General features: G+C 68.4%; 22 protein-coding genes and 1 pseudogene. 10 read left to right on the top strand and 13 right to left on the bottom strand.

The genetic code is table 11. From position 1 onward, the window contains the following. The first annotated feature begins 78 nt into the window (after positions 1 to 78). From ACZ45C_RS03875 to ACZ45C_RS03860, 4 genes are read left to right on the top strand one after another with little or no spacing between them, the layout of a single operon-like run. Entirely contained in the window at positions 79 to 1,200 is a 1,122-nt protein-coding gene (locus ACZ45C_RS03875) for a branched-chain amino acid ABC transporter permease (protein WP_460562152.1), read from the top strand. Then, positions 1,197 to 2,516, top strand: a complete 1,320-nt coding sequence (locus ACZ45C_RS03870; RefSeq protein ID WP_460562154.1) for a branched-chain amino acid ABC transporter permease — start codon at positions 1,197 to 1,199, stop codon at positions 2,514 to 2,516. Before ACZ45C_RS03875 ends, ACZ45C_RS03870 begins: the two co-directional genes overlap by 4 nt. After that, on the top strand, positions 2,509 to 3,399 hold the full coding sequence (locus tag ACZ45C_RS03865; protein ID WP_460562156.1) for an ABC transporter ATP-binding protein: 891 nt from the start codon (positions 2,509 to 2,511) through the stop codon (positions 3,397 to 3,399). Before ACZ45C_RS03870 ends, ACZ45C_RS03865 begins: the two co-directional genes overlap by 8 nt. Next, entirely contained in the window at positions 3,396 to 4,232 is an 837-nt protein-coding gene (locus ACZ45C_RS03860; protein ID WP_460562158.1) for an ABC transporter ATP-binding protein, read from the top strand. Before ACZ45C_RS03865 ends, ACZ45C_RS03860 begins: the two co-directional genes overlap by 4 nt. A gap of 91 nt (positions 4,233 to 4,323) precedes the next feature. Here ACZ45C_RS03860 and ACZ45C_RS03855 read toward each other — a convergent pair whose 3' ends face one another. Both ACZ45C_RS03855 and ggt read right to left on the bottom strand, forming a co-directional pair. Continuing rightward, complete coding sequence (locus tag ACZ45C_RS03855) at positions 4,324 to 5,715, bottom strand: ABC transporter substrate-binding protein (RefSeq protein ID WP_460562160.1); 1,392 nt, start codon at positions 5,713 to 5,715, stop codon at positions 4,324 to 4,326. 117 nt (positions 5,716 to 5,832) lie between these two features. After that, positions 5,833 to 7,461 (bottom strand): gamma-glutamyltransferase, encoded by a 1,629-nt coding sequence (gene ggt, locus ACZ45C_RS03850; protein WP_460562162.1) that lies wholly within the window; start codon positions 7,459 to 7,461, stop codon positions 5,833 to 5,835. Between the two features lie 108 nt (positions 7,462 to 7,569). Between ggt and ACZ45C_RS03845 the strand changes: the two genes are divergently transcribed. The 3 genes from ACZ45C_RS03845 (at position 7,570) to pepF (ending at position 11,223) form a co-directional block, all read left to right on the top strand. Next, positions 7,570 to 8,796 carry a mechanosensitive ion channel family protein gene (locus tag ACZ45C_RS03845; protein WP_460562164.1) on the top strand — a complete coding sequence of 409 codons (1,227 nt, stop codon included), beginning with the start codon at positions 7,570 to 7,572 and terminating at the stop codon, positions 8,794 to 8,796. Positions 8,797 to 8,865: 69 nt separating this feature from the next. After that, entirely contained in the window at positions 8,866 to 9,339 is a 474-nt protein-coding gene (gene rimI, locus ACZ45C_RS03840; RefSeq protein WP_460562166.1) for a ribosomal protein S18-alanine N-acetyltransferase, read from the top strand. A gap of 84 nt (positions 9,340 to 9,423) precedes the next feature. After that, positions 9,424 to 11,223 carry an oligoendopeptidase F gene (gene pepF / locus ACZ45C_RS03835; RefSeq protein WP_460562168.1) on the top strand — a complete coding sequence of 600 codons (1,800 nt, stop codon included), beginning with the start codon at positions 9,424 to 9,426 and terminating at the stop codon, positions 11,221 to 11,223. Positions 11,224 to 11,261: 38 nt separating this feature from the next. Here the strand turns inward: pepF and ACZ45C_RS03830 are convergent, their stop codons facing one another. Next, positions 11,262 to 11,651 (bottom strand): DUF2237 family protein, encoded by a 390-nt coding sequence (locus ACZ45C_RS03830; protein ID WP_460562170.1) that lies wholly within the window; start codon positions 11,649 to 11,651, stop codon positions 11,262 to 11,264. Positions 11,652 to 11,782: 131 nt separating this feature from the next. Here ACZ45C_RS03830 and ACZ45C_RS03825 point away from each other — a divergent pair, with 131 nt between their 5' ends. After that, entirely contained in the window at positions 11,783 to 12,919 is a 1,137-nt protein-coding gene (locus ACZ45C_RS03825; protein ID WP_460562172.1) for an aminopeptidase, read from the top strand. A 372-nt stretch (positions 12,920 to 13,291) separates the two neighbouring features. Here the strand turns inward: ACZ45C_RS03825 and pheT are convergent, their stop codons facing one another. The 10 genes and pseudogenes from pheT to ACZ45C_RS03775 form a co-directional block, all read right to left on the bottom strand. After that, a complete protein-coding gene (pheT, locus tag ACZ45C_RS03820) occupies positions 13,292 to 15,070 on the bottom strand; it encodes a phenylalanine--tRNA ligase subunit beta (protein WP_460562174.1) in 1,779 nt (592 codons plus the stop codon). Then, on the bottom strand, positions 15,070 to 16,578 hold the full coding sequence (gene pheS / locus ACZ45C_RS03815) for a phenylalanine--tRNA ligase subunit alpha (protein ID WP_460562176.1): 1,509 nt from the start codon (positions 16,576 to 16,578) through the stop codon (positions 15,070 to 15,072). Before pheS ends, pheT begins: the two co-directional genes overlap by 1 nt. 52 nt (positions 16,579 to 16,630) lie before the next feature. Beyond that, positions 16,631 to 17,332: a peptidase gene (locus tag ACZ45C_RS03810; protein ID WP_460562178.1), complete on the bottom strand. Its 702-nt coding sequence runs from the start codon at positions 17,330 to 17,332 to the stop codon at positions 16,631 to 16,633. A gap of 173 nt (positions 17,333 to 17,505) precedes the next feature. Further along, the gene (locus ACZ45C_RS03805) at positions 17,506 to 18,156 is read right to left on the bottom strand and encodes a MinD/ParA family ATP-binding protein (protein WP_460562180.1); all 651 of its coding nucleotides are present in this window, start codon (positions 18,154 to 18,156) and stop codon (positions 17,506 to 17,508) included. Next, positions 18,153 to 18,962, bottom strand: a complete 810-nt coding sequence (locus tag ACZ45C_RS03800; protein WP_460562185.1) for a DUF7857 domain-containing protein — start codon at positions 18,960 to 18,962, stop codon at positions 18,153 to 18,155. Before ACZ45C_RS03800 ends, ACZ45C_RS03805 begins: the two co-directional genes overlap by 4 nt. A 79-nt stretch (positions 18,963 to 19,041) precedes the next feature. Continuing rightward, positions 19,042 to 19,788, bottom strand: a complete 747-nt coding sequence (locus ACZ45C_RS03795; protein ID WP_460562187.1) for a DUF7856 family protein — start codon at positions 19,786 to 19,788, stop codon at positions 19,042 to 19,044. Between the two features lie 113 nt (positions 19,789 to 19,901). Then, complete coding sequence (locus ACZ45C_RS03790; protein WP_460562189.1) at positions 19,902 to 20,240, bottom strand: DUF7855 family protein; 339 nt, start codon at positions 20,238 to 20,240, stop codon at positions 19,902 to 19,904. A 207-nt stretch (positions 20,241 to 20,447) separates the two neighbouring features. Further along, positions 20,448 to 20,711: pseudogene (locus ACZ45C_RS03785) on the bottom strand (DUF7854 family protein); the annotation flags it as partial. Continuing rightward, positions 20,711 to 22,813: a minichromosome maintenance protein MCM gene (locus tag ACZ45C_RS03780; RefSeq protein WP_460562191.1), complete on the bottom strand. Its 2,103-nt coding sequence runs from the start codon at positions 22,811 to 22,813 to the stop codon at positions 20,711 to 20,713. The gene ACZ45C_RS03780 and the pseudogene ACZ45C_RS03785, both read right to left, overlap by 1 nt. 114 nt (positions 22,814 to 22,927) lie before the next feature. Continuing rightward, complete coding sequence (locus ACZ45C_RS03775; protein WP_460562193.1) at positions 22,928 to 23,290, bottom strand: TRAM domain-containing protein; 363 nt, start codon at positions 23,288 to 23,290, stop codon at positions 22,928 to 22,930. Between the two features lie 204 nt (positions 23,291 to 23,494). Between ACZ45C_RS03775 and ACZ45C_RS03770 the strand changes: the two genes are divergently transcribed. Then, positions 23,495 to 25,834: a DEAD/DEAH box helicase gene (locus ACZ45C_RS03770; protein WP_460562195.1), complete on the top strand. Its 2,340-nt coding sequence runs from the start codon at positions 23,495 to 23,497 to the stop codon at positions 25,832 to 25,834. Positions 25,835 to 25,886: 52 nt separating this feature from the next. Beyond that, the gene (locus tag ACZ45C_RS03765; RefSeq protein WP_460562197.1) at positions 25,887 to 26,648 is read left to right on the top strand and encodes a DUF91 domain-containing protein; all 762 of its coding nucleotides are present in this window, start codon (positions 25,887 to 25,889) and stop codon (positions 26,646 to 26,648) included. Positions 26,649 to 26,653 lie beyond the last annotated feature (5 nt).

The following is a 26,653-nucleotide window of genomic DNA, read 5'->3' as shown; positions in this document are numbered from 1 at the left end:
GGTTTCGGCCCGCACGTCCCTCGAAACAGCGAATTATTTACCTCTCGGTGTCTGAGACTGCGTCAGTGAGACGCACACATGGGAACGACTGAACCGTCACCGGTCGACACGATGCGGGCCAGACCGGGGCTCCTTCTCGTCGCGCTCTTCGGCGGCCTGCTCCTCGTCGACCTCATCGCGAAGCTCGCGGGGGTGTCGATCGGGCCGATCGGGGGCGCGCTCTCCGTCGGACGGCTCCGGTCGAACCTCTGGAGCGGGCTCGTGATCGGACTCGTGATCGGGCTCGCCGGGATCGGGCTCTCGATGACGTACAGCATCCTCTCGTTCGCGAACTTCTCGCACGGCGACCTCGTCTCGACCGGCGCGTTCACCGGATGGGGCGTCGCCTTCCTGCTCGCCGGCTTCGGCGACGTGCCGGTTCGCGCCCTGCTCACCGTCCGCGACGCCGGCAGCGCGTCTCCGGGCGACATCGGCGCGCACATCCTCGCCACGCCGGGGGCGATCCTCGTCGGGCTCGTCGCCGCGTTCGTCGTCACCGCCGCGGTCGCGCTGGCGCTCGATCGGGCGTTCTACAAGCCGATGCGCGACCGCGACGGGATCTCGATCCTGATCGCCTCGATCGGCGCGGCGCTCGTCGTCCGGTATCTGCTGCAGTTCGTCTACGGCTCGGACCGGCGGGGGATCACCGCGAGCGTGGACGCGTCGAGCATCGTCTTCGGTCCGCTCGGCGTCTCGATCAACGCCCACGAGCTGACGATCGTCGTGGCGGCTATCGGGCTGATGCTCGCGATGCACTTCATGCTCCAGCACACGAAGCTCGGCACCGCGATGCGGGCGATGGCCGACAACAAGGACCTCGCGCTGATCACCGGGATCCCCGCCGAGCGCGTCGTCACCGCGACGTGGATCATCGGCGGCGGGCTCGCCGGCGCGTCGGGGTACCTCTACGTGCTCTTGCGCGGGACGATCCAGTTCGACTTCGGGTGGCTCCTCTTGCTTCTCATCTTCGCCGCCGTGATCCTCGGCGGGATCGGGTCGGTGTACGGCGCGATCGCCGGCGGCCTCGTCATCGGCGTCGTGTTCACCACCTCGACGATCTGGATCCCCTCCGACTTCAATCAGGCCGCGGCGTTCGCCGTGATGATCCTCATGCTCCTGTTGCGCCCCGAGGGGCTCTTCGGAGGTGTCTCGACCGCATGAGCGACGCGGACTCCCGACCCGCTGCCGGCCCCGACAGCGCGCTCGGCGCGTTCGCGGACGCCGCGCGCCGCAGCGACCTCGGACTCGTACTCGGGACGCTCGCGATCATCTACGCCGCCGCGACGGTGCTGACCGCCACGAGCGGGCTCAACAGCGTCGTCGGCCTGCTTGAGACGCTGACGTTCCTCGGACTGGTCTATGCCCTCACCGCGCTCGCGTTGAACCTCCAGTGGGGGTACACCGGACTGTTCAACATCGGCGTCGCGGGCTTCATGGCCGTCGCCGTCTACACGATGGGGATGGTCGTCAGGTCGCCGGACCCCGCGTTCGGCCCGCCCGGACTGGGGCTCCCGCTCCCCGTCGGTATCGTCGCCGGCACGGGAATGGCGGCGCTCGTCGGTGCTATCGCGGCGCTGCCGGCCCTGCGGCTCAAGGCCGACTACCTCGCTATCGTCACGCTCGGCCTCTCCGAGATCATCCGGCTGACGCTCCAGTCGAGCGCGTTCGACGCGTTGCTGCGGGAGACTATCGGCGTCGGCACCGGCGGCGGCCGCGGAATGGGCATGCCGGCCAACCCCGTCCGCGAGCTGTTCCTCGTCGACGGACAGGCGGGGACGCCGACGCCGTTCGGCGACCTCGTCTTCGGCGTCTTCGGCGACGGCGGGCTCGGTATCGCCCACCCGATCCTCATCGGCTGGGGGTACATCGCCGTCCTCGCCGTCGTCCTCGTCGGCTACTACCTCCTGCTCGAACGCCTCGGTCACTCGCCGTTCGGGCGGGTTCTCAAGGCGATCCGGGAAGACGAGACCGTCGCCGACTCGCTCGGGAAGAACGTGAACCTCGTGAAGATCAAGGTGTTCGTCATCGGCTGCGCGCTGATGGGGCTCGCCGGCATCCTCTGGTTCGGCAGTCAGGGCAACGTCTCGCCGACGCCGCAGTTCATGCCGCTTTTGACCTTCTACGTATTCATCGCCGTCATCATCGGCGGCTCCGGGTCGAACACCGGGTCGGTGATCGGCGGCCTCGTCTTCGCGGCGGCGCTGTTCGAGGGGCCGCGGCGCGTCGGCGGCACGGTGCGCGGGCTCATCGACGCGCAGACGCCGCCGTCGTTCGCCGATGCGGTCGCGTCGCTCGATCCGATCACGTTCCTCGCGTACGCGACCGAGAACGTCGCGCCGCTGCAGTTCGTCTTCTTGGGGCTCGTGCTGGTGTTCATCATCCACCGGCGTCCCGACGGCATCCTCGGCGACCGGATCGAGACGGCCGCCGCCGTCGACCTCGCGGAGCGACCGAACGGGGGTGACGCCGATGAGTAGCGCTCCCGACGACCCGACCGACGTGGAAGGTGCGGACGCCGCGACCGGCGGAGCAACGGCCGACGCGGAGACGCAAGACAGCCCGGTCGAGGAGGCGGCGAAGCACACGCCGACGGACGTTCCGCTGCGCGTCGAGGGGCTCGTCAAGCGATTCGGCGGCGTCACCGCCGTCGACGGCGCGACCTTCGAGGTCGAACGCGGGAGTCTGACCGGACTCATCGGTCCGAACGGGGCCGGCAAGTCGACGACGTTCAACTGCATCACGGGCGTCCACGAGCCCACCGCGGGGACGGTCCACTTCGAAGGCGAGGACATAACGGGGCTCGAACCGTATCAGATCGCCAGAAGGGGACTCGTTCGAACGTTCCAGATCGCCCGCGAGCTGTCGGAGATGACCGTCTTGGAGAACCTGATGCTCGCGCCGAAAGGCCAGACCGGCGAGTCGGCGATACGCGCCGTCACGCCGGGGCTCCGGGGCGAGGTCGTCGAGCAGGAGGAAGCGCTCCGAAAGAGAGCGTGGGAGACGCTCGACTTCTTCGAGATCGACCACCTCGCGACCGAGCATGCCGGGAACCTCTCCGGCGGGCAGCGCAAGCTCTTGGAGATGGCTCGCGCGCTCATGACGGATCCGGAGATGGTGCTCCTCGACGAGCCGCTCGCGGGCGTCAATCCGACGCTCGAAGAGAAGATCCTCGATCGGATCCACCAACTGCGCGCGGACGGCTACACGTTCCTCCTCGTCGAACACGATATGGACGTCATCATGGAGAACTGCGAACGCGTCATCGTCATGCATCAGGGAAGCGTCCTCGCCGAAGGGACCGGCGACGAGATACGAACCGACGAGCGCGTCATCGAGGCATACCTGGGGGAGGACATATGAGCGACGACGAGACGGTGGCGGAACCGACCGGCGAGGCGGAGGAACCGACCGAGCCGGGCACCGGAGAGTCGGACACCGGGGAACAGGCAGCGACGGCCGACGCCGGCACCACCCACGTTGTCGACGACGACGCGATCCTCAGGCTCCGCGACGTGGACGCCGGCTACGGCGACCTCCAGATCCTCTCGGACGTCGACCTCGACGTCGCCGAGGGCGAGTACGTCACGGTCGTCGGCCCCAACGGGGCCGGCAAGTCCACGGTGATGAAGACGGTGTTCGGGCTCACGACACACATGGGCGGCACCGTCGAGTTCGAGGGCGAACAGATTCAGGGGCTCCCGCCCGAACAGATCATCCGCGAGGGGATCGGATTCGTCCCGCAGACAGACAACGTCTTCCCCGGACTGAGCGTCCGCGAGAACCTGGAGATGGGCGCGTACATCCTCGACAGCGTCCCGGAAGACCAGATCGAGGCGGTCTACGACCGGTTCCCGATCCTCCGGGAACGGAGCGACCAGAAGGCGGGCACGCTCTCCGGCGGCCAGCGACAGATGGTCGCGATGGGCCGGGCGCTCATGCTCGACCCCGACCTGTTGTTGCTCGACGAACCCTCCGCCGGCTTGGCTCCCGACCTCGTCTCCGACATGTTCGACCGGATCGACCGGATCAACGACTCGGGGACGGCGATCTTGATGGTCGAACAGAACGCCAAAGAGGCGCTTCGACGCTGTGACCGGGGCTACGTCCTCGTCAACGGGGAGAACAGGTACACCGACTCCGGGGACGTCCTGCTCGCCGACGACGCCGTGAGGAAGGACTTCCTCGGCGGGTAGTCGCCGGCGTCGGTCTCCGAGCGGCGCGCACGTCGAGCGTGGGAAAACCGGGGTCGTCCCCGTCTCGCGGACGCCGATCGGGACTACCGATTCACTGGTTCAGCACGTCCGACCACTGGCTGCTGTAGGTCGGCTGGTTGGGCTCGAAAGAGACGCGCTGGCCGACCGTCCCGTCGCGCTCTTCGAAGGCGTTGACGTACGACTCTTCGAGCGACTGACCGTAGGCGTCGTTGAGGTACAGCGTTCCGGACGACGACGCGCCGACGTTGTCACCCACTGCGAGATCCGCCATCGCGGGGCCCTGCAGGAGGTCCGAGGGCGCGGTCCGGAAGATGAACCCGTTGTCGTCGAGGTCGGTCACGTTCGGGTCGGTCGAGGACGGCGAGATGCCGACCACGCCGTTGGGGATGAACACCTGATCGGCCACCTGGAGGTTGACGTTCGAGGAAGCCGGTCCGACGACGGCACCGAACCCGTCGTTGACGAGCGCGTTCGCGCCCGAGATTCCGGCCTGCGGATCTGTCTGGGTGTCCTCGACGCGCGTCTCGACGGTGACGTTCAGGTCGGCGTCGTTGACCTGCGTGGCAGCCAGCAGCGCGCCGTCTCGGATCGGACCGCCGAGCGGGCCGAGATCGCCTGTTTCCGGCATCAAGACGCCGATCTGTGCCGTGAACTCCCCGTCTACTCCGGCGGGGTCGGCCGCGGTCGCGCTCCGGTCTTCCTCGCTGAGTTCGTTCCCGAACTCGACGGTGTCGAGCGTCTCTAACTCGCCGTCCTGGAAGTCGGTGATGTCGTAGGCCGCGGTGGCGACGTCGCCGTTGACGTCGAAGTCGACGCTCGACGACGCACCGATGTAGTTGATGGCGTCGCCCGCGGCGACCGCCTCGACTGCGTCCGGGAGGTCGCTCGGGCCGAACTCCTCGCCGTCGGGGTTGGCGACGGTTCTGACGCGGTCGCGGATCGCGGCCCCGTCGTTCTCGCCGGCCGCGGTGGCCGCGAGGATCTCGACCGCCATCGCGTCGTACGCCTGTGCGGTGAACACGCCGGGGTCCTGATCGTACGCCTCCCGGTACGACTCCGTGAAGAACTCGGCACCGGGGCCGCCCGCGGAGGGCGCGGTCCCGATGACGTTGTTCATGTCGTTGTCGACCTCGCCGGGGAGATCGGAGTCGATCAGTCCGTCGGGGACGATGATGTCGAGGTCGGGCGTGTCCTCTGCGAACTCGGAGTAGTAGTCGCGGAACAGCTGAATTCCGGACTGCGGGAAGCCGACGATCATCACGGCGTCCGGGACCTCACCGTCGCCGCCGTCTCCGGAACCGCCGGAACCGCCGTCTCCGGAATCGCCGTCACCGCTGTCTCCGGAACCGCCGTCTCCGGAATCGCTGCCGTCGCCGCTCTCGGTCGAACAGCCGGCGAGCGCCGCGATACCCATCGCACCCGCTCCGCTCAAAACGTCGCGTCGTCGCACGTGTCGCGTCATGCTGTTACGTGGTACCATACGGGTGGTTATAAAGACTGCGAGGCTGACGCTCTGTTTCACGGATTTCGAAGCGCAGCGGCGTGAAAACCGCGGTCTGTGCCTCGGCTACCGACGGGGTCAGTACCCCTGCGCGGTGCCGTCCTTTCTGGGTTCGGTGGCCGCGGAGAGGACACCGTCTCTATTCCGGGCGATCTGTGCGCCGCCGAACTCCCCGGGCGAGAGGACCCGCACATCGTGGCCCTTCCGCACGAGCTTCGCGGCGACGTCGTCGTCGAAGTGCGGTTCGATCGCCAGTTCGCCGCTCTCGCGGTACCGCCAGCGCGGCGCGTCGAGCGCGCGCTGCAGCGGCATGTCGCAGTCGACGAGGTTCGAGATCACCTGCACGTGTCCCTGCGGCTGCATGTATCCGCCCATCACGCCGAAGGCGGCCCAGTCGTCCTCGCCGAGGCGAACGACTCCCGGAATGAGCGTGTGGAACGGTCGCTTCCCCGGTTCGAGGCTGTTCGGGTGCTCGGGGTCGAGCGAGAACGACGCGCCGCGGTTCTGCAGCGCGATCCCCGTCTCGCCCGCGACGAGCCCCGACCCGAAGCCGTCGAACCGCGAGTTGATGTACGAGACGACGTTTCCCTCGTCGTCCGCGACCGTGAGGAGGACCGTGTCGGCGTCCTCGGCGTCGGCGTCGGCCACGCCGAACGAGACGTCGCTGTTCGCCTCCGGTCCCACCGCGGCCGCGCGCTCGCGCACCCACTGGGGCGACGCGAGCGGCGGGACCTCGGCGTACGCCGGGTCGGTGATGTACCGATGACCGTCGTGAAACGCCACCTTCAGCGCCTCCGCGAGGTAGTGGGCGCGCTCCGGCGCGTCGTGTGCGTACTCGCTCACGCCGAGTTCGGCGGCGACGCCGAGCGCCTCCAGCGCGATGAGCCCCTGGTTGTTCGGCGGAAGCTCGTACACCTCCGCGCCGTTGTACGTCGCGGACACCGGCTCGGGCCACTCCACCTCGAACCCGGCCAGGTCCTCGACGGTCATGAACCCGCCCCGCGACTGGACCGTCGTCGCGATCGCCTCGGCGATCTCGCCCTCGTACACCGCGTCCGCGCCCTCGGCCGCGATCAGTTCCAGCGACCTGCCGAGCCGCGGGAGAGCGACTCGCTGGCCGGCGGTCGGTGCCTCGCCGTCGAAGAGGAACGCCTCGCGAGCGGCGTCGGTCTCGAACAGCGTCTCGGCCTGCCTCCAGTCGGCAGCGATCACCTCGCTCACCGGGTAGCCGTCGGTCGCGTAGCGGATCGCCGGCTGCAGGAGGCGGTCGAGTCCGAACTCGCCGAACCGATCCGCCGTCGCCTCCCACCCGCGGGCGGTCCCGGGGACCGTCACCGCGTGCGGGCCGGTCGTCGGCATCTCGACGGCCGCCGGGTCGTCGGCGTCGACCTCCTCGTCGGCCGCGAGTGACTCTCGGACGCGCTCGATCGTCGCGTCGGCGGGCGCGCCCCCGCAGGCGCGCATCGCCCCCACGTCGCCGTCCGCGGTTCGGTACAGCGCGAAGACGTCGCCGCCGAGCCCGGTCGAGGTCGGCTCGACCACGTTGAGCGCGGCGGCCGTCGCGACGGCGGCGTCGAACGCGTTGCCGCCGTCGCGAAGCACCTCGATGCCCGCTTGGCTGGCGAGCGGTTGGCTCGTGGCGACCACGCCGCGCTGGCCGTACACCGTCGACCGGCGGGATGCGAACCGGTCTAAGTCTGGCTCCATATCCCACGTCGGACGCGGCGTGACATAAAAACTCGACCGCGGGGTCGTCGGAGCGGTCGATCGCGGCGTATCCGACGATTTATACGCTCGACGACGAATTGGCCGGCAGTGACGGGACTGGGCACCACGCTCGACGCGCTGTTGGGAAGCGTCGCGACGACCGAGGCGCGCCTGGCCGTGACGGCCGGGATACTGCTAGTGACCGCCGCAGTCGGCTGGCTGCTCCTCCCGCGGATCGTTCGCGCCGGAAAGAGAGTCGTCACCGGCTGGGTCGAGCAGTTCCTCGACGGTCGCGGTGAGCAGTCGATCGAGACGCTGCGAGACGCGGTCCCGGTGTCGTTCGGCCTCCGCATCCTCGTCGGGCTCCTGCAGTTGGCGCTGTTCGCGCTCGCCGCGGTCGCGATACTCTCGTTGTGGGGTCGGTTCTCGCTCGTCGTGGCGGTGCTGCCGGTCGTAGAGAACGCCTTCAACGTGGGGGCTCGGGCGGTCCTCTCGGCCGCTCTCCTCGGGGGCGCGTACGTCGCGAGCGACGTGTTGGCCGAGTACGTCTCGGACCTCTCCGACGACAGCGACCGAATCACAGCACACCAAGAGCAGCTTCTCACCCGGATCATGCAGGTCGGCCTGCTGGCGATCGCCGGGATCACCATCCTCGGTATCTGGGGCGTGAACCTCGGCGGCCTCCTCGTCGGGGCGGGATTCCTGGGGATCGTGCTCGGGATGGCCGCGAGACAGACTCTCGGGTCGCTCATCGCCGGCTTCGTGTTGATGTTCTCGCGGCCGTTCGAGATCGGCGACTGGGTCGAGATCGGCGACGAGGAGGGGTTCGTCACCGACATCACGATCATGAACACGCACATGCGCAACTTCGACGGGGAGTACGTCGTGGTGCCGAACGACCTCGTCAGCCAGCAGGCGATCACGAATCGGAGCCGCGAAGGCCGGCTCCGGATCCACATGGAGGTCGGGATCGGATACGACGACGACCCAGACGAGGCGAGCGAGATCGCAGAGGCGGTGTTAGAAGAGATCGACACCATCGCCAACAACCCGCCGCCGTACGTGATCCCCTCCGGCTTCGGCGACTCGTCGATCCTGCTCGACCTCCGTTTCTGGATCGACCCGCCGACGCCGCAGGCGCGGTGGCGGTCGAAGGCGACCGCGGTCGAGGGTATCCAGCGCCGCTTCGCCGAGGCCGACATCTCCATTCCGTACCCGCAGCGGACGGTGACGTTCCCGCCCGAGACCGCGGCCGGCGACGAGACGGTCGAGCGCGTCGAGCGGTTCGACGGATCGGACGACCGGTCCGCGGACGTGCCCGGACGCGGCGAGTAGCGGCGCGAGCGGCACGCACACCCCCAACCGTAACGACACATTCACTTCGACGGCGTTCGAACCCGAGACGTGATCCCCGTCGACGCCGCGGTCAGGCAGGTCGAGCGCGCGGACCTGCTGGCCGTGGTGCGGATCGAGCAGACGTGTTTCTCCGACCCGTGGCCATACGACGCCTTCGAGCGGATGGTCGACGAGCCGGCGTTTCTCGTCGCCGAGCGCGGCGACGAGGTGGTGGGATACGTCGTCGCCGACCTCACCCCGAACCACGGCCGGGACATCGGTCACATCAAAGACCTCGCGGTCCGCCCCGACGCGCGGGGAGCGGGGATCGGCCGGACGCTCCTCCGGTCGGCGCTCGCCCGACTCCGCGCCGTCGGTGCGGCCGTCGTCCGGCTGGAGGTGCGCGAGAGCAATGAAGTCGCCCGGTCGCTGTACGCCGACGAGGGGTTCGAACCGATCCGACGCCTACCGGGGTACTACCGCGACGGCGAGGACGCCCTGGTGCTCGTCGCCGATCTCGCCGACTGGGCCGCCGGCACGTGACCGCCGTCGCGGGGCGCGGTGCGTCGCCGATCGATCCGGCCGGGTGTGACAAGGCTTAGTGCGCGGCGACCCCACCTGACGGACATGAGTCCGGTTCCCGAGCGGTCCGAGATCGACGAGTCGTACAAGTGGGACCTTCAGGGCATCTACGCCGACGACGAGACGTGGGAGGCGGCCTACGAGGACGTCGCGGACCGCATCGACGACCTTCGGGCCTACGAGGGCCGCGTCACGCAGGACGCGGACACGCTCCTCGAACTGCTCGAACTGCGCGAGGACGTGTTCCGCGACCTCCAACAGGTGGTGACGTACGCCCGGCTCCGAAGCGCCGAAGACACCCGTAATCAGGAGTATCAGGCGATGTCTGCGAGGGCGTCTTCGCTGAGTTCCGAGGCATCGAGCGCGCTCTCGTACCTCGAACCCGAGCTGCAGTCGCTCGCGGAGGAGGACGTCGAGGCGTTCCTCGACGCCGAGCCCGCGCTCGACGCGTACGAGCACTACCTCGAAGACGTGTTGCGGATGAAATCGCACACGCGCTCGGCAGAGGTCGAGGAGGTGATCGCCGACTTATCGGAGGTCACGAGCGCGCCGAGCGACATCTACTCGATGCTGACGAACGCCGACATGAGCTACGGTGTCGTCGAGGACCCCGACGGCGAGGAGGTGGAGATCACGCAGGCGAACTTCACTAAGCTCCAGACGGAGCCGGACCGCGAGTTTCGACGGCGGGTCCACGAGACGTTCTACGACGAGTGGGAGGGGGTCCGGAACACGGTCGGCACCTCGCTCGAAAAGGCGGTTCGCGAGCACGTGACGAGCGCCGAGATCCGCGACTACGACTCCGCCCGCGCCGCCGCGCTCGACGGTTCGAACGTCCCCGTCGAGGTGTACGACACGCTCGTCGACACGGTCGACGACAACCTCGGCGTGCTCCACCGCCACGCCGATCTCAAGGCCGCGGCGCTCGGGGTCGACCGACTGGAGAGCCACGACCTCTACGTGTCGCTGACGGGCGACCAAGGCCCCGACGTCGAGTACGATCAGGCCCGCCAGTGGGTGATCGAGGCCGTCGCGCCGCTCGGCGATGCGTACCAAGAACGGATGGCCGACGGGCTCGACTCGCGCTGGGTCGACGTGTACGAGAATCGGGGGAAGCGCTCGGGGGCGTTCTCCTCGGGCACGTACGACACCCAGCCGTACATCATGATGAACTACCAAGACGACATCGCCTCGATGTACACGCTGGCGCACGAACTCGGCCACTCGATGCACTCCGAACTCGCCGGCGACGCCCAGCCGTGGCACGACGCGAGCTACGACATCTTCGTCGCTGAGATCGCCTCGACGGTCAACGAGACCCTCCTAACGCATCACCTGCTCGACACGGTCGAGAACGACGAACTCCGAACGCACGTCCTCGACGAGTACCTCGAACGCTTCCGCTCGACCCTGTTCCGGCAGACGATGTTCGCGACGTTCGAACAGCGGATTCACGAGCGCGTGGAGGACGGCGACGCGCTCACGCCCGACGCTTTCGACGAGATCTACGCCGACCTGAAAGGCGACTACTACGCGCCCGCCGACCTCACCGGCGGTATCGAGCGCGAGTGGGAGCGGATTCCGCACTTCTACTACAATTTCTACGTCTACCAGTACGCGACCGGCATCTCCGCCGCGGCCGCCATCGTCGAGCGCGTGCTTGCGGAGGGCGACTCCGCTGCCGCCGACTACCGCGAGATGCTCGCCGCCGGCGGCTCCGACTACCCGCTCGCGGTCGTCGAACGCGCCGGCATCGACATGGCCTCGCCCGACCCGATCGAGTCGGCCGTCGAGATCTACGACGACTACCTCGACGAGGTCGCGACGCTGCTCGATCTGGAGTAGCCGCGCGCTCGACTCCACCTCTCCGGTCTCTCACCGCTTCACGCGTCGTACGCGTGTGCTTCGAGCGTCTCAAGCTCCACGGCGTCTAACACGGCCTCGTTCGTCGCGTCGAGGACGACAGGCGGGACGGTCGTCTCCGGCAGTCTCCGGGTCCGCGTGGCCTCCAAGGCCTCGACCCACCGCCCGAGACAGAGACACCAGCGGTCACCCGGATCGAGCCCGGGAAACGCCAGTTCCGGACGCGGCGTCACGAGGTCGTTGCCCCGCTCTCTGCTGAACTGCAAGAACTCCGCGGTCATCACCGCGCAGATCTCGTGTCGCCCACGGTCGTCGGGGTGCGTCCCGCAACACCCGTCGCGCTCGAAGCCCGTCGTCGGGTCGGTGCCGCAGGTCGCGAGTTCCCCTCCGAGGACGTTCCGGTCGGTCATACCGTCGCATCGGTGCGGGCAAGGAAAAACCCCCGCGGGCGGTGGCGTCGCCCGCCCGAACCATCTGCTGTGGGCGAGCGTGCACGTCCCGCGTCGGCACCGATTTACCTCCCGACCGCGACTCGCGGGACATGGACGAACGCGTACGCGAGCACGCCGAGGTGCTCGTCGACTGGAGCGCGCGGATCGAGGCCGGCGACGACGTGGTCGTGAGCGTCGCCGAGGACGCCCACGACCTCGGCGTCGCGGTCGCCGAGGCGCTCGGCGAGAGGGGGGCGAACGTCACGACGCTGTACGGCTCCGATGAACTCTCGCGGGCGTATCTGAAGGGAAGCGAGGCGCGAGCCGACGACGGCACAGCCCCCGTCTTTGACGCCGACCCGGTGGTCGACCGCGCCGTCTTCGAGGCCGCCGACGCCTACCTCCGGCTCGGTGGTGGTCGTAACACCACCGCGACGGCCGACGTGAGCCGAGAGGCCCGCCGAGCCTACGCGAAGGCCCGCAAGGGCGTCCGCGAGGCGCGCATGGACACCGACTGGGTGTCGACGGTCCACCCCACACGGAGCCTCGCCCAGCAGGCGGGGATGGCCCACGAGGAGTACCAGAAGTTCGTCTACGACGCCGTCCTCCGCGACTGGGAGGCGCTCGCCGAGGAGATGGCACAGATGAAATCTCTCCTCGACGACGGCGAGGAGGTCCGGATCGTCACCGAGCGCGACGATGCCCCCGACACTGACGTGACGATGTCGATCGCGGGCCGAACCGCGGTCAACTCCGCCGCCTCCGTCGCGTACGACTCCCATAACCTCCCCTCCGGCGAGGTGTTCACCGCTCCGTACGACACCGAGGGCGAGGCGTTCTTCGATGTGCCGATGACGATCGACGCGACTCGCGTCCGGAACGTCCGTCTCGTCTTCGAGGGGGGCGAGGTCGTCGACTTCGACGCCGAAACTGGGGAAGCGGCGCTCGAGAGCGTCCTCGACACCGACCCCGGCGCGCGGCGGCTCGGCGAACTCGGAATCGGCATGAACCGCGGCATCGACCGCTTTACCGACTCGATCCTCTTCGACGAGAAGATGGGCGACACCGTCCACCTCGCGGTCGGCCGCGCGTACGACGCCTGCCTGCCAGACAGAGAATCCGGCAACGACAGCGCCGTCCACGTCGACATGATAAGCGACGTGAGCGAGAACTCCAAGATGGAGGTGGACGGCGAGGTCGTCCAGCGAAACGGTCGGTTCCGGTGGGAAGACGGGTTCGAAAGCTGATCGAGAGGGCTCGTCGGCGGTGGTGTGCTATTTAAACGAACGCGGCGGTGCGGTGGCGCGCGCCTCCGAGCGCCGAAGGGTGCGAGGAGCACGCGCGAGGGACGCGGCGACCGAAGGGAGCCGCGAGGCTGGGGAGGTGTGAGGTGCGGTTGCGGTGCGTGGGGAGGGACTCAAAGAGGCAGTCGCGAGGACGAACACGGCTTGCTGCGCTCCTCGCTCGCGTTGCTCGTTGCGGTGCTTACTGCGCCGCGCGAGTCGTCGCGACTGGGGCCTTGGAGGTCTCCATCGTCGATCTGCCAGCAACGGTTTATAACCGCGACGGCATCCGAATACGACGGATAAACGCCCGACGGCAACCGCAAGATCGGGTCCCTATTTCTGTAGCGCGTCGAGATCGAACTCGAAGGCCGCGACGGGCACCTCCAAATCGTGTTCGACGAGCACGGCGGGGTGAACCTCGCCGATCACGCCGACCGTCTCGCCGTCGATCACCACGTCCGCGGTCCGGCCGTCGATGAACGAGGGATGTTCGGTCCGAGGCGTCTCAAGCTCGGCACCGAAGTCGTCACACACCGCCTGCAGCCGCCCCTTTGCCGCCTCGTAGGAGGCGTCGCGCCGGGCGACCGCGCCGGCGACGTGGCGGGCCTCGGCCACGTTCGAGTTCTCCGTCTCGTCGCACTCGGCGACGAAGCCGACCTCTGCGACGTCCTGCGGGTAGGCGTTGTGCGTGTTTCGCTCCAACAGCATCACCAGCGACGGGAGCGCCCAAGTCCGGAGCTGGGTGTACTCCTCGCTGTACGGCTCCGTGATCTCGACCGGGTCGCCGCCGCCGAAGACACCGGCGTCGGACTCGCCCGCGTCGACGACCGCAGCGCCGCCGGTCCCCGGCTCGACGTTCATCCGGTCGTAGTTCTCCGTCGCGCTCGTCATGTGGAAGTTGAGCAGGTCCTCGAAGCCGAGCCCGACGAGGCTCGTCCGGACCGCGTCCTCCAGCCGCGAGCGCTCGTGGCGGCCGCCGACCGTCCCCACGTCGGGGTAGCGCGGCTCCAGCTCGTCGAAGCCGTACGCCCTTCCTACGTCGTCGACCAGGTCGAGCGGGTGGAGCACGTCGACGCGATACGGCGGGATCATCACCTCGTAGGTCACCTCCTCGCCGAGCGTGTAACTCGCGTCGAGGCCGGCGCGCTCGAAGCAGTCGACTACCTCCTCGGGCTCGAAACCGATGCCGAGCAGCGTCTCGATCCGATCGTGGGTGACGGATTTCTCGGTCGTGTCGAGGTTCGGTCGGACCAGCTCGGCACCGAACTCGTCCGGGTGAGTCGCACCGTCTGCGTACTCGATCTCGACCTCCTCGATCGTCGCGCCGCGGGCGGAGAGCGCGTAGCAGACGATCGCACACATCTTGTCGATCGTCCACTGGTCCGTCCCCGTCAACTCGACGAGCAGTTCGCGCGAGCCCGTCGTCACCTCCGTCCGTTTGCCGTTTATGACCGGCGGGAACGAGAAGAGGCCGAGCTCGTCGTAGATCGCCGGGTATCGGTCGAGGTCGGAGACGAGGTCGGCGTACGTCTGTCCCGTGTCGTGCTCGTCCAGCACCTCGGCCGGCGTCAGTTCGTCGTTCGAGTCGAGCGGGACGAACGAGACGCCGTCGGGGTCGACGCCGCGGTAGGTGACAGACGGCTCCGCGCCCTCTTGGAGCGCCGCACCCTTCACCATCGCCAGGTCGTGGATCCCGATCGCGCCCTTCGCGCGGCCGCGCCCCATCGTCGCGTGCAGCTTCTCCTGCAGTTGGATCAGCGAGTCGAGCGCACCCTCGTCGAAGTCGACGCCGCGGACGATCGCACCCGTGACGTACGGTCGCTCCTCGGGCACCGACTCGTCGACCTCGATCGTCCACTCGGGATCGTTCGTGTCCGGGACGTAGACGCCCCGGTCGTCGCCGTAGTGGTACCGCAGCGAGCGGGCGACACCCTCGACCGAGAGCCGGTCGAGCCGGTCGGGAGCGAACTCGAACTGAAGGAGGCCGTCGTCGGTCTCGCCTTCGAACTCCAACCCGAGTCCGAACAGATCCTCCTTGAACTCCTCGTCTGTGGTGTCCGTACGCCCCGTCAGTCCGCGCAGCTCGTCGGTGTCGATGTCGACGACGGGCATCAGTAGCTCACCTCCGCGTTCCGCAGGAAGTCGATGTCGGCCAGAGTCCCGTGGAGGTCACGGATGTCTTCCGCGCCCGTGGTGAGCATGGCGAGCCGCTCCAAGGCGAGCCCCCACGCCATCACGTCGCAGTCGACCCCGAGCGGGCCGGTCACCTCCTCGCGGAACACCCCCGAGTTGCCGATCTCGATCTCCTCGCCCGTTTCAGGGTGTTCGCCGAACAGCTCGAAGGACGGCTCAGTGTAGGGGTTGTAGTGCGGTTTAAAGCGGATGTCGGTGATCCCGAACTGTCGGTAGAACTCCTCGAAGGTGCCCATCAGATCGCGCACGGAGAGGTTCTCTGCCATCACCCACCCCTCGATCTGAAAGAACTCCAGTAAGTGGGTCGGATCGAGCGTGTCGTTGCGGTACACCTTCTCGACGGAGAAGTAGCGCTGAGGGGGCTCCAGTTCCGCGCCCGCGATCCCGGAGAGGTACCGCATCGACAGCGAGGTCGTGTGGCCGCGAAGCGCGACCTCGCGGGCGAACTCCTCGGACCACGGCGAGTGATAACCGTCACCGTCCTCTCCCCATCCCTCGCGGTGGGCCCGCTCCACTCGCCGGATCAGCTCTTCCGGGATCTCGTCCATCGGGTCCACGTCGAGCGCGAATCGGTCCCAGTGAGTCCGAGCCGGGTGGTCTTGCGGCATGAACAGACAGTCGTTGATCCAGAAGTCGCTGTCGGCGTGTGGTCCTTCCATCTCCTGGAATCCCATCCCGACGAGCACGTCCTTCACCCGGTCGGCGGTCCGCCGGAGGACGTGCGTTTTTCCGCCGCGGGCGGTGGGCGCGTCGGCCTCGACGTTGTACTCGGAGAACTCCACGTCCCGCCACTCGCCGCTTGCGAGCAGTTCCGGCGTGACTTCGGAGACCGTCTCGGTCGCCTCCACGCCGCCCATCAGCGCGTCAACGCCGTCGTCGGTGAGCAAGACCGACCGCGTCGTCGATTCCTCGACCGAGACGAGACCGCGTGAGTCGAGTCGGTCGATCACCGCGTCGTCCACCTCCGGCGTCTCGTCGGCTGCGAGCGCTGCGAGCGCGGCGGCTTCGGAGTCGGCGTCGGGATCGGCGTCCGTGTCGACGACCAGCTCCCCCGAGTCGATCTGGCCGAACCCCTTCCGCGCGAAGTTCGAGAGCGCGATGTCGACCGCGGGACCGTCGAGGTCTGCCTCGCCGATGACTCGTCCCATCGAGACCGGATCGTCGTCGGCGTCGAGCGCGAGTCCGGCCCGGTAGAGACGGACCTCTGGGAGCCCGTCTGCGGCGTACTCGCGTCCCTCGTCGGTGAGCGAGAGCGTCTCGGTCTCCGCTTCGGTCACGGTCAAGAGCCCCTCGTCGCGGAGGTCGAAGGCCGCCCCAGTGACCGTCTCGGGTTTCAGCCCCGTCTCCGCGGCGATTTCGACTACGGTTCGTTCGTCCGTCGCGCTCGCGGCTTCGAGGACCGCGAGCTGTCGTTCCGGGAGTCGCATTCGAGTTATCCGTATAGGCGGCTGGCTGGTTGGTAACGGTTCCGGGACACGGTCAGGACGCCCGTTCGCGGAGCCGCGCGATCCGATCCCCGAGCGGCGGCTGGACCGCGAACCACGTCGACCAGTCCCCGGTCGCCGGCTCGACGCCCCGCAGCGCGGCGGCGCGCTCGAACGCGTCGGCGACGCGGTCGGCCCCCACCGCGTCGGCCGCGCGGGCGTCGGCCGCGTACTGCACCCGGCGGCCGACCCAGAAAGCGGAGAGTCCGATCGCGACGAGCGACGCGAACCCGGTGTCGAACGGGACGGTCGCGGTGACGATCGCGGCCAGCACGGAGAGCACCGACGCGACGGCGAGGGCCCGGAACTCGGCGTACCGCGTCTCGACGCGTCCGGCCTCCGCCGCGAGGAGACCGAGCGCGAGATCTTCGTCCGCCTCGTCCAGCAGACGCTCCGTGACGAACAGCACCCTGCGACGGGGCGGGCCGCGCACCGCCACGTCGACGGCCTCCGGATCGCCGTCGTTCCCCGCGTCTGCCGCTGCCGTGTCGCTCCCGGAACCACCGGCCGCACCGCGTTCGATCGCCACCCGGTCGACGCCGAGACCGGCTTCTCCTCGGAGGTACGCGAGCCGGCCGCGCTCCGCGTCCGTCGGGTCGCGCAGGTCGCGGACGCGGTCGGCGGCGACGAGCGGCCCGACCTCGACCGCGAGGAACGCGACGACGGCGACGACGATGACGAATACGGCAGCGAGCATAGCGGTCCGTTTCTCGCCAGCCGAATAAAATGACGCGACCGACGGCGAGGACGAACGGTAACCGAAACCGGCTTCGGCGGCGTCCATCTCGCCGGGATTTCCGTCTCACCGAAACCTCCGTCTCACCGAAATCTCCGTCTCACCGAAATCTCCGTCTCACCGAAACCTCCGTCTTACCGCGGCACTCGACGGGCCACGTCCCGAATCGCGACCGCCGCGTCGCTGTCGGGTGCGGCGTCGATCACCGGGCGCTCGATCTCGACCGACCGGCCGACGCGCGGGTCCGCCGGAACGACCGCGGCGGGTGCCCCGAGAGCGTCGGCGATCGCCTCGGTCGGCGGCGGCTCGACGACGCGGTTGACCACGCATCCGACGAGGCCGGCGTCGAACTCCCGGGCGAGTTCGCGGGTCCGGACCGCGTCCGCCAGCGCGAACGCCCGAGGAGAGACGATGAGAACCGACGCGTCTGCGATCGCCAGGGGAACGCCGGCGTCCGCGCGTCGCCCGGCGGGGCAGTCGAGGACGACGGTGTCGCGCTCGCGTTCCAGCCGGGCGATCGCCGATTCGAGTCGCGTCAGGTCACAGGCCCGAGCGCCGGCGAGCGTCCGCCCGCAGGGAACGACATCGACCGAGCCGGACCGCAGTGTTTCGATCGGGTCGGCACGGCCGGCGAGCACGTCGTGGAGGTCCGGTCCCCGTCCGCCCGGGAGGTCGGCCATCCCGAGGTCAGCGTCGACGACGACGGCGTCGAGCGCCGCGGCGATGTTGTACGCGAGCGTCGTCTTCCCGACGCCGCCCTTCCCGCCCGCGACGGCGAGTATCACGCCAACCGCTCCAGCGCCTCGATCGGCACGTCCGCCGCGTCGGCGCGCGCGGCCAACGCAGCCGTCCGTTCGCTCACTGTACGGAGCCGCTCCGCGTCGGCTGCGACCTGTCGATCGAGGTCCGACACCTCGGCGAGCCCGTCGGCTTCCTCGACGACCGCGGTCGCGGTGGCGAGGTCGGCGTCCGTGAGCCGCTCCGCGCGCCCCACCCGATCGGCCACCGCGGTGAGCCACTCGTCGACCGCGTCCGATGCAGCGGTGCGGTCGCCGTTACGCCGATCGGTGGGCGAGCAGCCACGCGTCTGTGAACCTGCGACGGAGCCGCCACCGTCCCGGCCGTCGGCGCCGATCACATCGTCGCTCTCGCCACCGACAGCGTCCGCGCCGACGCCAGTACGACCAGTATCCCGATCCACGACGACGTCTCTCGGCGGCCTGTATCCGCCGAGATCGCGGACCGCGGCGCGCGAAGACGACTCGGACGGGGCGGGCGAGACATGCCCGTTTTCGGACCGTGCGCTTTCGCGGTCCGTCACGCTCTCGACCTCGCGTATCTCGACCGGCGGTTCGACGGGCTCGGCGGGCACGGCGAACCCCATCGCCCGAGACTCGTCGGGGGCGAGACGCACGTCAACGCCGGCCGAATCCCAGCCCGCTTCCGGAACGCCACTGCGACGCGGAGGGAGGACCGGGCCGTCGAGCCGGCTATCGAGCCGGACGCGACGCGGAATCCCCTCGTCGTTGTACACGCGACACCGAACCAGCGACGCGTCGCCCTCTCGCTCGACGGTCCACGTGAGATCCATACGGCCACTGCCGCGGACTCGCATTTAAACTGTCACGACACCGCGTCGCCGACGCGGACGCGCTCGTCGGGAAACCGCTCTAGACGTCGGGTTCGCTGACGGGCGCTCCGTGCGACCGGACGACTTCGGCGTCGATCACGGCCGTGATCGGGGCACTCTCACCGCGTTCGTCGATCCACGCGTCCGTCGTCTCACCGATCGCGATCGGACCGTCTACGTCCGCGATCCGAACCGCCGCCAGCGACGCGGCAAGGCGCGGGCCGTCGTACTCGGACGGGTCCGGACCGGCGTCGGCCGGAACGACGCCCGGAACGACTGATAGCGCATCGCGAAACTCCGGATAGATCTCGCGAGCGAGTTCGTCGCGGGCGTCGCGACGGCGGTTCTTCAGTCGGTCAGCGAGCTTGAGCCGACGTTCGTGGACGTCTCTGACGCGGGCGGCACGGGCCCGCGTGCGGTCGAGAGCCTGTTCCGCGGCGATCCGGTCCGTCTGGGCGTTCGCCAGCGCCGCGGCGGTCGATTTGAGTTCGGAGAGCGCGTCGTCCGTCGCGGCGTCGACGGCTCGCCGCGCACGCACGTCGCCGCGAAGCGTCGCAACTCGCTCTCTGAGCCGTCCCTCCTCGCCGCCCGCGTCCGCGACGCGTCGACGCGCTCCGTCGAGATCGACTGCCGGAACCGCTATCGACGCGATCCGGTCGCGGAGTTCGGCCAGTTCCGCTCTGACCGAGGATTCGCGGCCGCGCGACCGGGCCGCCGCGGCGAGTTCACGACGGAGGCTCGTTCCGGACGGGACCCGTCCGAGGACCGCATCGGGCGAGGGAACCACCCTGTCGAGATCCGATGCGGTCTCGTCAGTATCTCGGGAAACCTTCCTCGTATCCGGGCGCTCGCGACCGCCGTCGCTCTCAGTCGGTCGATCACACGGATCCCGCGAGCCGCTCAAAGCTCCGTTCCCCGCATGGCGTCCGGGGCGGGATGGGTGGTTCCCGCGGCAAACGCGGCGTACGGCGTGGACTTCGAGTCTCGGTTCGCGTACGCGACCGCGGCCTCGCGGACCGGCGCGTCGAGAGCCACGTACTCGTTGAACGGCTCGGTGCGCTCGATCTGTACCTCACCGCGGTGCGACTCGCGGAGCCGGAGCGCGAGGAACGCGGCGTACACCGTCGGCTCGACGAGCGCAGCCCGTCCGAACCGCCTCACGACGACGTCGTCGTGGCGGCGACACAGGTTCCGAAGCGCGGTTCGAGCCGCAGCCGAATACGTCACGACCAACAACACGACTTCCGGTGGTCGGTTCCGGAACTTATCGGTTCCGAACCGCTCTGAAAATCATATGCGTTCGATATCGAATTCGGGGACTGAATCGTTTTTCGACTCTGTCAGTTCACCGTAGATGTTTCGGTCTCCTGACCCATCGTCGACGCGATCACCGGGAGTTCCATCGGTGGGATTCACGTCAGGTGAGCCGGTATCGATGCCACTCGTATCGATGTCGCCGGCTCCGACATCGATGCCAGCGCGTGCGAGCACTCGATCGCGTGCGGCCGGCTTCGAGGGCGCGACCACGACCGTACCGTCCACGGGCTCCTCGCCGACCGCACGGAACACGTCGTCCTCGCCCTCGAATTCAGTGGCGTACGTGCGCAACACGACCGCCACTCGCCGCTCCGTCGCGGCGAGATCCGCGTCGCCGTCCTCGAACGACCGGAGGGCATCTTCGACGTTTCGTATCGCGGAGATCCGGTCCATCACGTGGTCCGCAGGTGTCCCTGCTGTGGCTCGTACACTTCACCTTTGGTACGGAGCTTCTCGATCTCCTGTTCGGCCTTGCCGGGGTCCATACCGATCTCCCCGGCGCGATCGAGCACCTCGTCGACGGGCGCGCCCTCCTCGTACTCCTCTTCGATGTCCGCGATGAGCCCCTTGATGTTCTTGATTCGGTCGCGCTGACTCTTCGAGGTGCCGGTCTCGACGACGTCGGCGTCGAACTGCCCCGTCTCCGGGTCGACACCGATGTCCTTGAGACACGACTCGACAATGTCGGTTGCGCGGTCGGCGTCCTCGCGCTCGACCGTATCGGAGAGCCGGAGTCGCGCGCTCGCCTCCGCGAGCCGAACCATCGCCTCCAGCTTCCGAGCGGTGACCGGCACGGGAGCGTCCTCGTCGGCTCCCTTCGAGCGCAGGTCGACGTAGAACTCCTCAATGAGTCCCTTCGCCTCCTCCGTCATCGTCGGGAAACAGGAGCGTTTCGCGTGGGCGATGTACTTCCGGAGGAGGTCCGCGTCGATCTCCGGCGCGACCTCCTCGGTCACCTCCGCGACCTGATCCGAGGTGAACTCCGAACTCGCCAGCTCCTCGCGCTGCGTGTTCAGCTCGCCGGCGTAGTTCGTCTTGATGATGTGTTTCGCCAGCCGAGAGTCGTGTTCCGGGTCCGGGCTGTCCGTCACCGTGAAGATGAGGTCGAACCGCGAGATGAGTGCGGGCTCCAAGTCGATCTGTTCGCCGATCGGCTCGTACTGGTCGAACCGGCCGTACTTGGGGTTCGCGGCGCCGAGCAGCGAACACCGCGCCTTCAGCGTCGCGTTGATCCCCGCCTTCGAGACGGAGATCTTCTGCTGTTCGAGCCCCTCGTGCATTGCGGAGCGATCGCTCGAATCCATCTTATCAAGTTCGTCGACAGCCGCGATCCCCTTGTCGGCGAGCACGAGCGCGCCGGCTTCGAGCGACCACTGCTGGCCGTCGCCGAAGTCGTCGCGTACCGCGGCCGCGGTGAGCCCCGCCGCTGAGGAGCCCTTCCCGGAGGTGTAAACCGACCGGGGCGCGATGTTTTCTACATACGAAATCATCTGAGATTTACCAGTACCCGGATCGCCAATAAGGAGCATGTGGAGGTCGCCCCGGATCCGCGAGCCGTCGGGGAGGTGTTTGGTGACGCCAGAGAACAGTTGGAGGATCATCGCGAGCTTCTCCTCCTCGTAGCCGTAGATGGCGGGCGCGATGGAGTTCACCATCGCCTCGTAGATGTCGTCGCGGTCGGAGAGTTCGATGATCTCGCGTCTGTCCGCCTCGGTGATGTCCATGTCCTCGAACTCCTCGTCTTCGATGGCGATGGAGACGCCGTCCATGTACAGATCGAAGATGGCGGACTTCTCGTTGCCCTGCTCGACCTGCTCGATGTGGAGGACGCCGACACAGGTGACGTGATCGCCGGGGCTCACCTCACCGGTGATGTCGTCGACGATATCGACGTCGATCGACTGCGGCGTCTCCCCGCCGCGGAGCCCCTCCGGCGACTCCTGGATCCGAAGCTTCTGAGAGTCGACGAACTCCGACTGGTCGAAGTTGACGCGGAACGGGCCCTGTCTCTCACACCCCTGACACTCGTGGGGCTCTTGGAAGCCGCCGTCGCCCTGCGGGATGTACGTCATCGTGCCGCACCGCTGGCACTCGAAGGCAGCCTCGGTCACCTTCGGACGCACGTCGGTCGCCTTGCGGACGATACCCCTGACGGAGACGAGACTCCCGATATGGTCGTCGTGGACACGGATGCCGCGGATGTCGATGCTCTCTGGGAGGTGCTCGATCCGGACGTGTGCCCGGCCGAGGCTGACGTCCGCGGGGAGGTCGTAGAGCCGGAGCGCCTCCTCGGCGTACTCGCGCATCTGGTCCGGCTTCGTGCGGAAGTCCTCGGCGAGGTCGCGGTCGAACTGGAACAGGTCGTCGTAGTCGACGTACAGCGAGCGCTGTTCGTTGGGGTAGTTCTGTGCGAGGGCGCCGATCTCCTCGCGGTAGTAGTTACGGTAGAACTGAATGAACCGCTCCGTGAGGTCCTGATTCCCGGCCTGAGCCATTACGGAGTCTCTTCGTCGTCATCACGTATGAACCTCATGTTCGGCGAGGAAGTGTGATCGGGCGGGATAGTCGGGCCGGTCAAGAGACGGTATTCGTACCGCTCGGGCGACTGCCTACGCTCGGGACACGAACGTCGCGTCCGCCGAAGTCCGCCCGTCGTTGAACGAGAGCACCTTCGCGCGGATAACGTCGCCTTTCCCGAGGTCACCGGGTATGTCTTCGGTAAAGATAACGAACCCCTCCACCTTGCCCACTGCCACTTCCTCGCCGGAGTGGTGGTCTGTCAGTTCGGTGACGCCGAACTCGTAGGTCTCGCCGATGTCGACGGGCGGGTCGCGCTGCTGTGCCGCCTCGTGTGCGCGCTTCGACTCGCGCGCGTCGGCCGACGGAGCGCGGATACGGCGAACGAGCCAGAGGAGTACGACGAGCGCCAGCAGTACGGCGGCGGCGATGACGACCGGTGACGACGGGATCATACCCGTCCGTCGGCCCGCGGTCACCTAAACGATGGGGGTCTCCTGCGACCGACCGGATCCCGTGGCATGAGAGTCGAGATCCGAGTCGGACAGACGCGAGTCGCGGGCGGCGCATGAGAAACGCCTTTGCTCTCGAAGCCCCGGGTTCGATCCAATGCGACACAGCCCCGGTCGCCGTCGACTCGTCCACGGGTGTGATGCGCCGTGAAGGTCGCGGACGCGGTGCCGGAGTTCGCCGACGCCTTCGGGTTCGAGGAATTCAACCGGATGCAACGGGAGGCGCTGCCCGGTCTCTTGGAGACCGACCACAACGTCGTCGCGTCCGCGCCGACGGCGTCCGGCAAGACCGCGCTCGCCGAACTCGCGATCTGCAAGACGCTCGCGGCCGGCGGGACCGCCCTCTTCGTCGCACCGCTGCGCGCGCTCACCAACGAGAAGGAAAGCGAGTGGGACCGCTTCGAGGAGCTGGGGTACTCCGTCTACGTCGTCTCCGGCGAGCGCGACCTGAACCCTCGCCGCGCCGAGCGCGCGGACGTGCTCGTGACGACACCGGAGAAAGCCGACAGCGCCACCCGCAAGCACGACTCCGCGCGCTACTCCTTCATCACCGACGTCGACTGCGTCGTCATCGACGAGGTCCACCTGCTCGACTCGGAGAAGCGCGGCGCGGTGCTTGAAGTGACCGTCTCGCGGCTCCGACGGCTCCAAGACCCTCGCATCGTCGCGCTCTCGGCGACGATGCCGAACGTCGACGACGTGGCGGCGTGGCTCGACGCCCCCGCGGAGACGACGTACGAGTTCGGCGACGCGTACCGACCTGTCGACCTAGAGACCGGCGTCAAGACGTACTCGCACGGCTCGAACGCCTTCGCAGACAAGTACCGGCGGCTCTATCGCGCGCTCGACCTCGCCGAGCCGCACATCCGTGAAGACGGGCAGGCGCTCGTGTTCGTCTCCTCGCGACAGGACACGGTGCAGGCGGCCAAGAAGGCGCGCGACGAGATCGCCGAGCGAGACATCCCGATCGACTCCCGCGGCGACTACGACTTTCACAACGAGGCGAAGGAACTCACCAACGACACCCTCCGGCAGTCCGTCACCGACGGCGTCGGGTTCCACCACGCCGGGCTCGGAAAGGACGACCGCGACCGCGTCGAGGAATGGTTCAAACAGGGGAAGATCAAGCTGCTCTTCTCGACCTCGACGCTCGCGTGGGGTGTGAACCTCCCCGCGCGCTGCGTGGTCATCCGAGACACGAAGTACCACGACCCGCTGGAGGGCGAGACGGACATCTCCCCGCTCGACGTGCTCCAGATGCTGGGACGCGCGGGCCGTCCGGGATACGACGACGTGGGGTACGGCTGGGTCGTCTGTGACCACGGCGACGCCGATCGGTACCGCGAGCTGTTGGCGGAGGGAAAAGCGATCGAGTCGCGGCTCGCCGGCGAACTGGAGTCGCACCTCAACGCGGAGGTCGCGATGGGAACGATACAGGGAGTAGAGGACGTGATGGAGTGGTTGGAGACCACCTTCTACTACGTTCGCGCGCAGTCGGAACCGGAGGAGTACGAGTTCGCGACGCTGCGCGATCGCGTCCGCGACACCCTCGACTCGCTCGTCGCCGACGGGTTCGTCGCGGCCGACGACCTCGCGATCGAACCGACCGCACTCGGGCGACTCGCCTCGAAGTACTACCTCCGGCTCGACACGGCACGGAGGTTCCACCGGCTCGCTGAGCGGGAGACGCTGACCGTCGACCGGCTGTTGGCGACCGTCGCGGCCGCCGGCGAGTTCGACTCCGTCTCCGCGCGCGCGGCCGAGTCGGACGCGATCGACCGGATCCTCGACGACCGCGACACCGACCTCGAAGACGGCCACCGCAAGGTGTTCGCCATCCTGCTGGCGGGGATGGCGGACGCGATCCCCTCGGATCTCCGCTCCGACGCGTGGGTGATCCGGCAGAACGCGCTCCGTCTGCTCGCCGCGCTCGCGGAGTTCCTCGACCGGTTCGCCGGCCCCCGCGCCGCGAACCTCGCGTGTCGCGTCGAGGCGCGCGTCGAACACGGCGTCTCCCGGGAAGCGGTCGCGCTCACCGCCATCGACGGCGTCGGATCCGGCCGCGCCGAGCGGCTCGCGGACGCCGGACTCACCTCGCCCGCCGCCGTCGTCGACGCTGGCGCGAGCGAACTCGAAGCCGCCGGTATGAGCGGCTCGGTCGCGGAGCGCATCGTCGACGCCGCGCGCGACTGCCCGCGGGTCGAGGTCGACTGGGGGGCATTCCCGGACACCATCGCCACCGGCGCGAACGACATGTGCGAAGTCTCCGTCTCGACCGTCTCCGGCCGCGCTCGGGCGGGAATTCGGGTGACCGTCAACGACGTGGAGATGACCGCACAGACGACGTATCTCGACGGAGAGACGACCGTCCCGGTCGGCGTGTTCGGCCCCCCGGACGCCGACGAACTGGAGTTCGTCGTCGAGGTCGTCTACCCGGACCTCCCGCTGATGCCGGTCAGATCGACGCGGACGGTTCGCGTGGAGTAGCGCCCCGGATCCGTCCCGACCGCTTTTCACCGATACCGCGGCCAGCCGGGGTATGCCCGAACGACTCCGCGTGCTCGCAGGCGACTGTCAGGTGACCGAACGGGGCGACCGCTCGCGCAGCTACCGCGGTCGCGTCGTCGTCCTGATCAAACCGGACGACACCACGCTCGTCCACGACGCCGACGGCTACCAGCCCGTCGCGTGGCTCACCCGTCCTGACTCGGTCGTCGTCGAGGGAGACGGCGCGGGATTTTCCGTCACCGCCCGCGACGGCGGCCGTCGACTCCGGATCGTCTCGACGGAGGCGACGGCGAGCCGCGCGCTCCCCGTCACGGTGGCCGGAGTACCCGTCGGGACCTGTCCCGAGGACGGCGGACCGCTCGTGCGCTCGCACGGCGACGTGGTCTGTCTCGACTGCGAACGGCGCTGGGGGCTCCCGGCGGGCGCGAGCGTCACGGACGCGACGTGTGACGACTGCGGGCTCCCGAAAATCCGCGTCGAGCGCGGGGAGCCGTTTCACCTCTGTCTCGATCCGGCGTGCGATCCGATGGAGGCGGCCGTCAGCGATCGCTTCGACCGCGTCTGGGACTGCCCCGACTGCGACGGGTCACTGACCGTCGAGTTCGCGCCGGGACGCGTGTATCTCGCGTGCGAGAACCGCCCCGACTGCGAGACGACGCTCTCGATCCCGTCGGGCGTCGCCGTCGACGAGTGCGACTGCGGACTGCCGATATTCGAGACGGCCGCCGGCCGGAGCTGCCTGGACGGGACCTGCGAGTTCGCCGGTCACACCGCGAGTGCGACCCGAGACTGAGTCTC

Source organism: Halorubrum pallidum, assembly GCF_055380345.1.
Note: the sequence above shows the minus strand (reverse complement) of the source record. Positions and strands in the feature narration are given on the sequence as shown.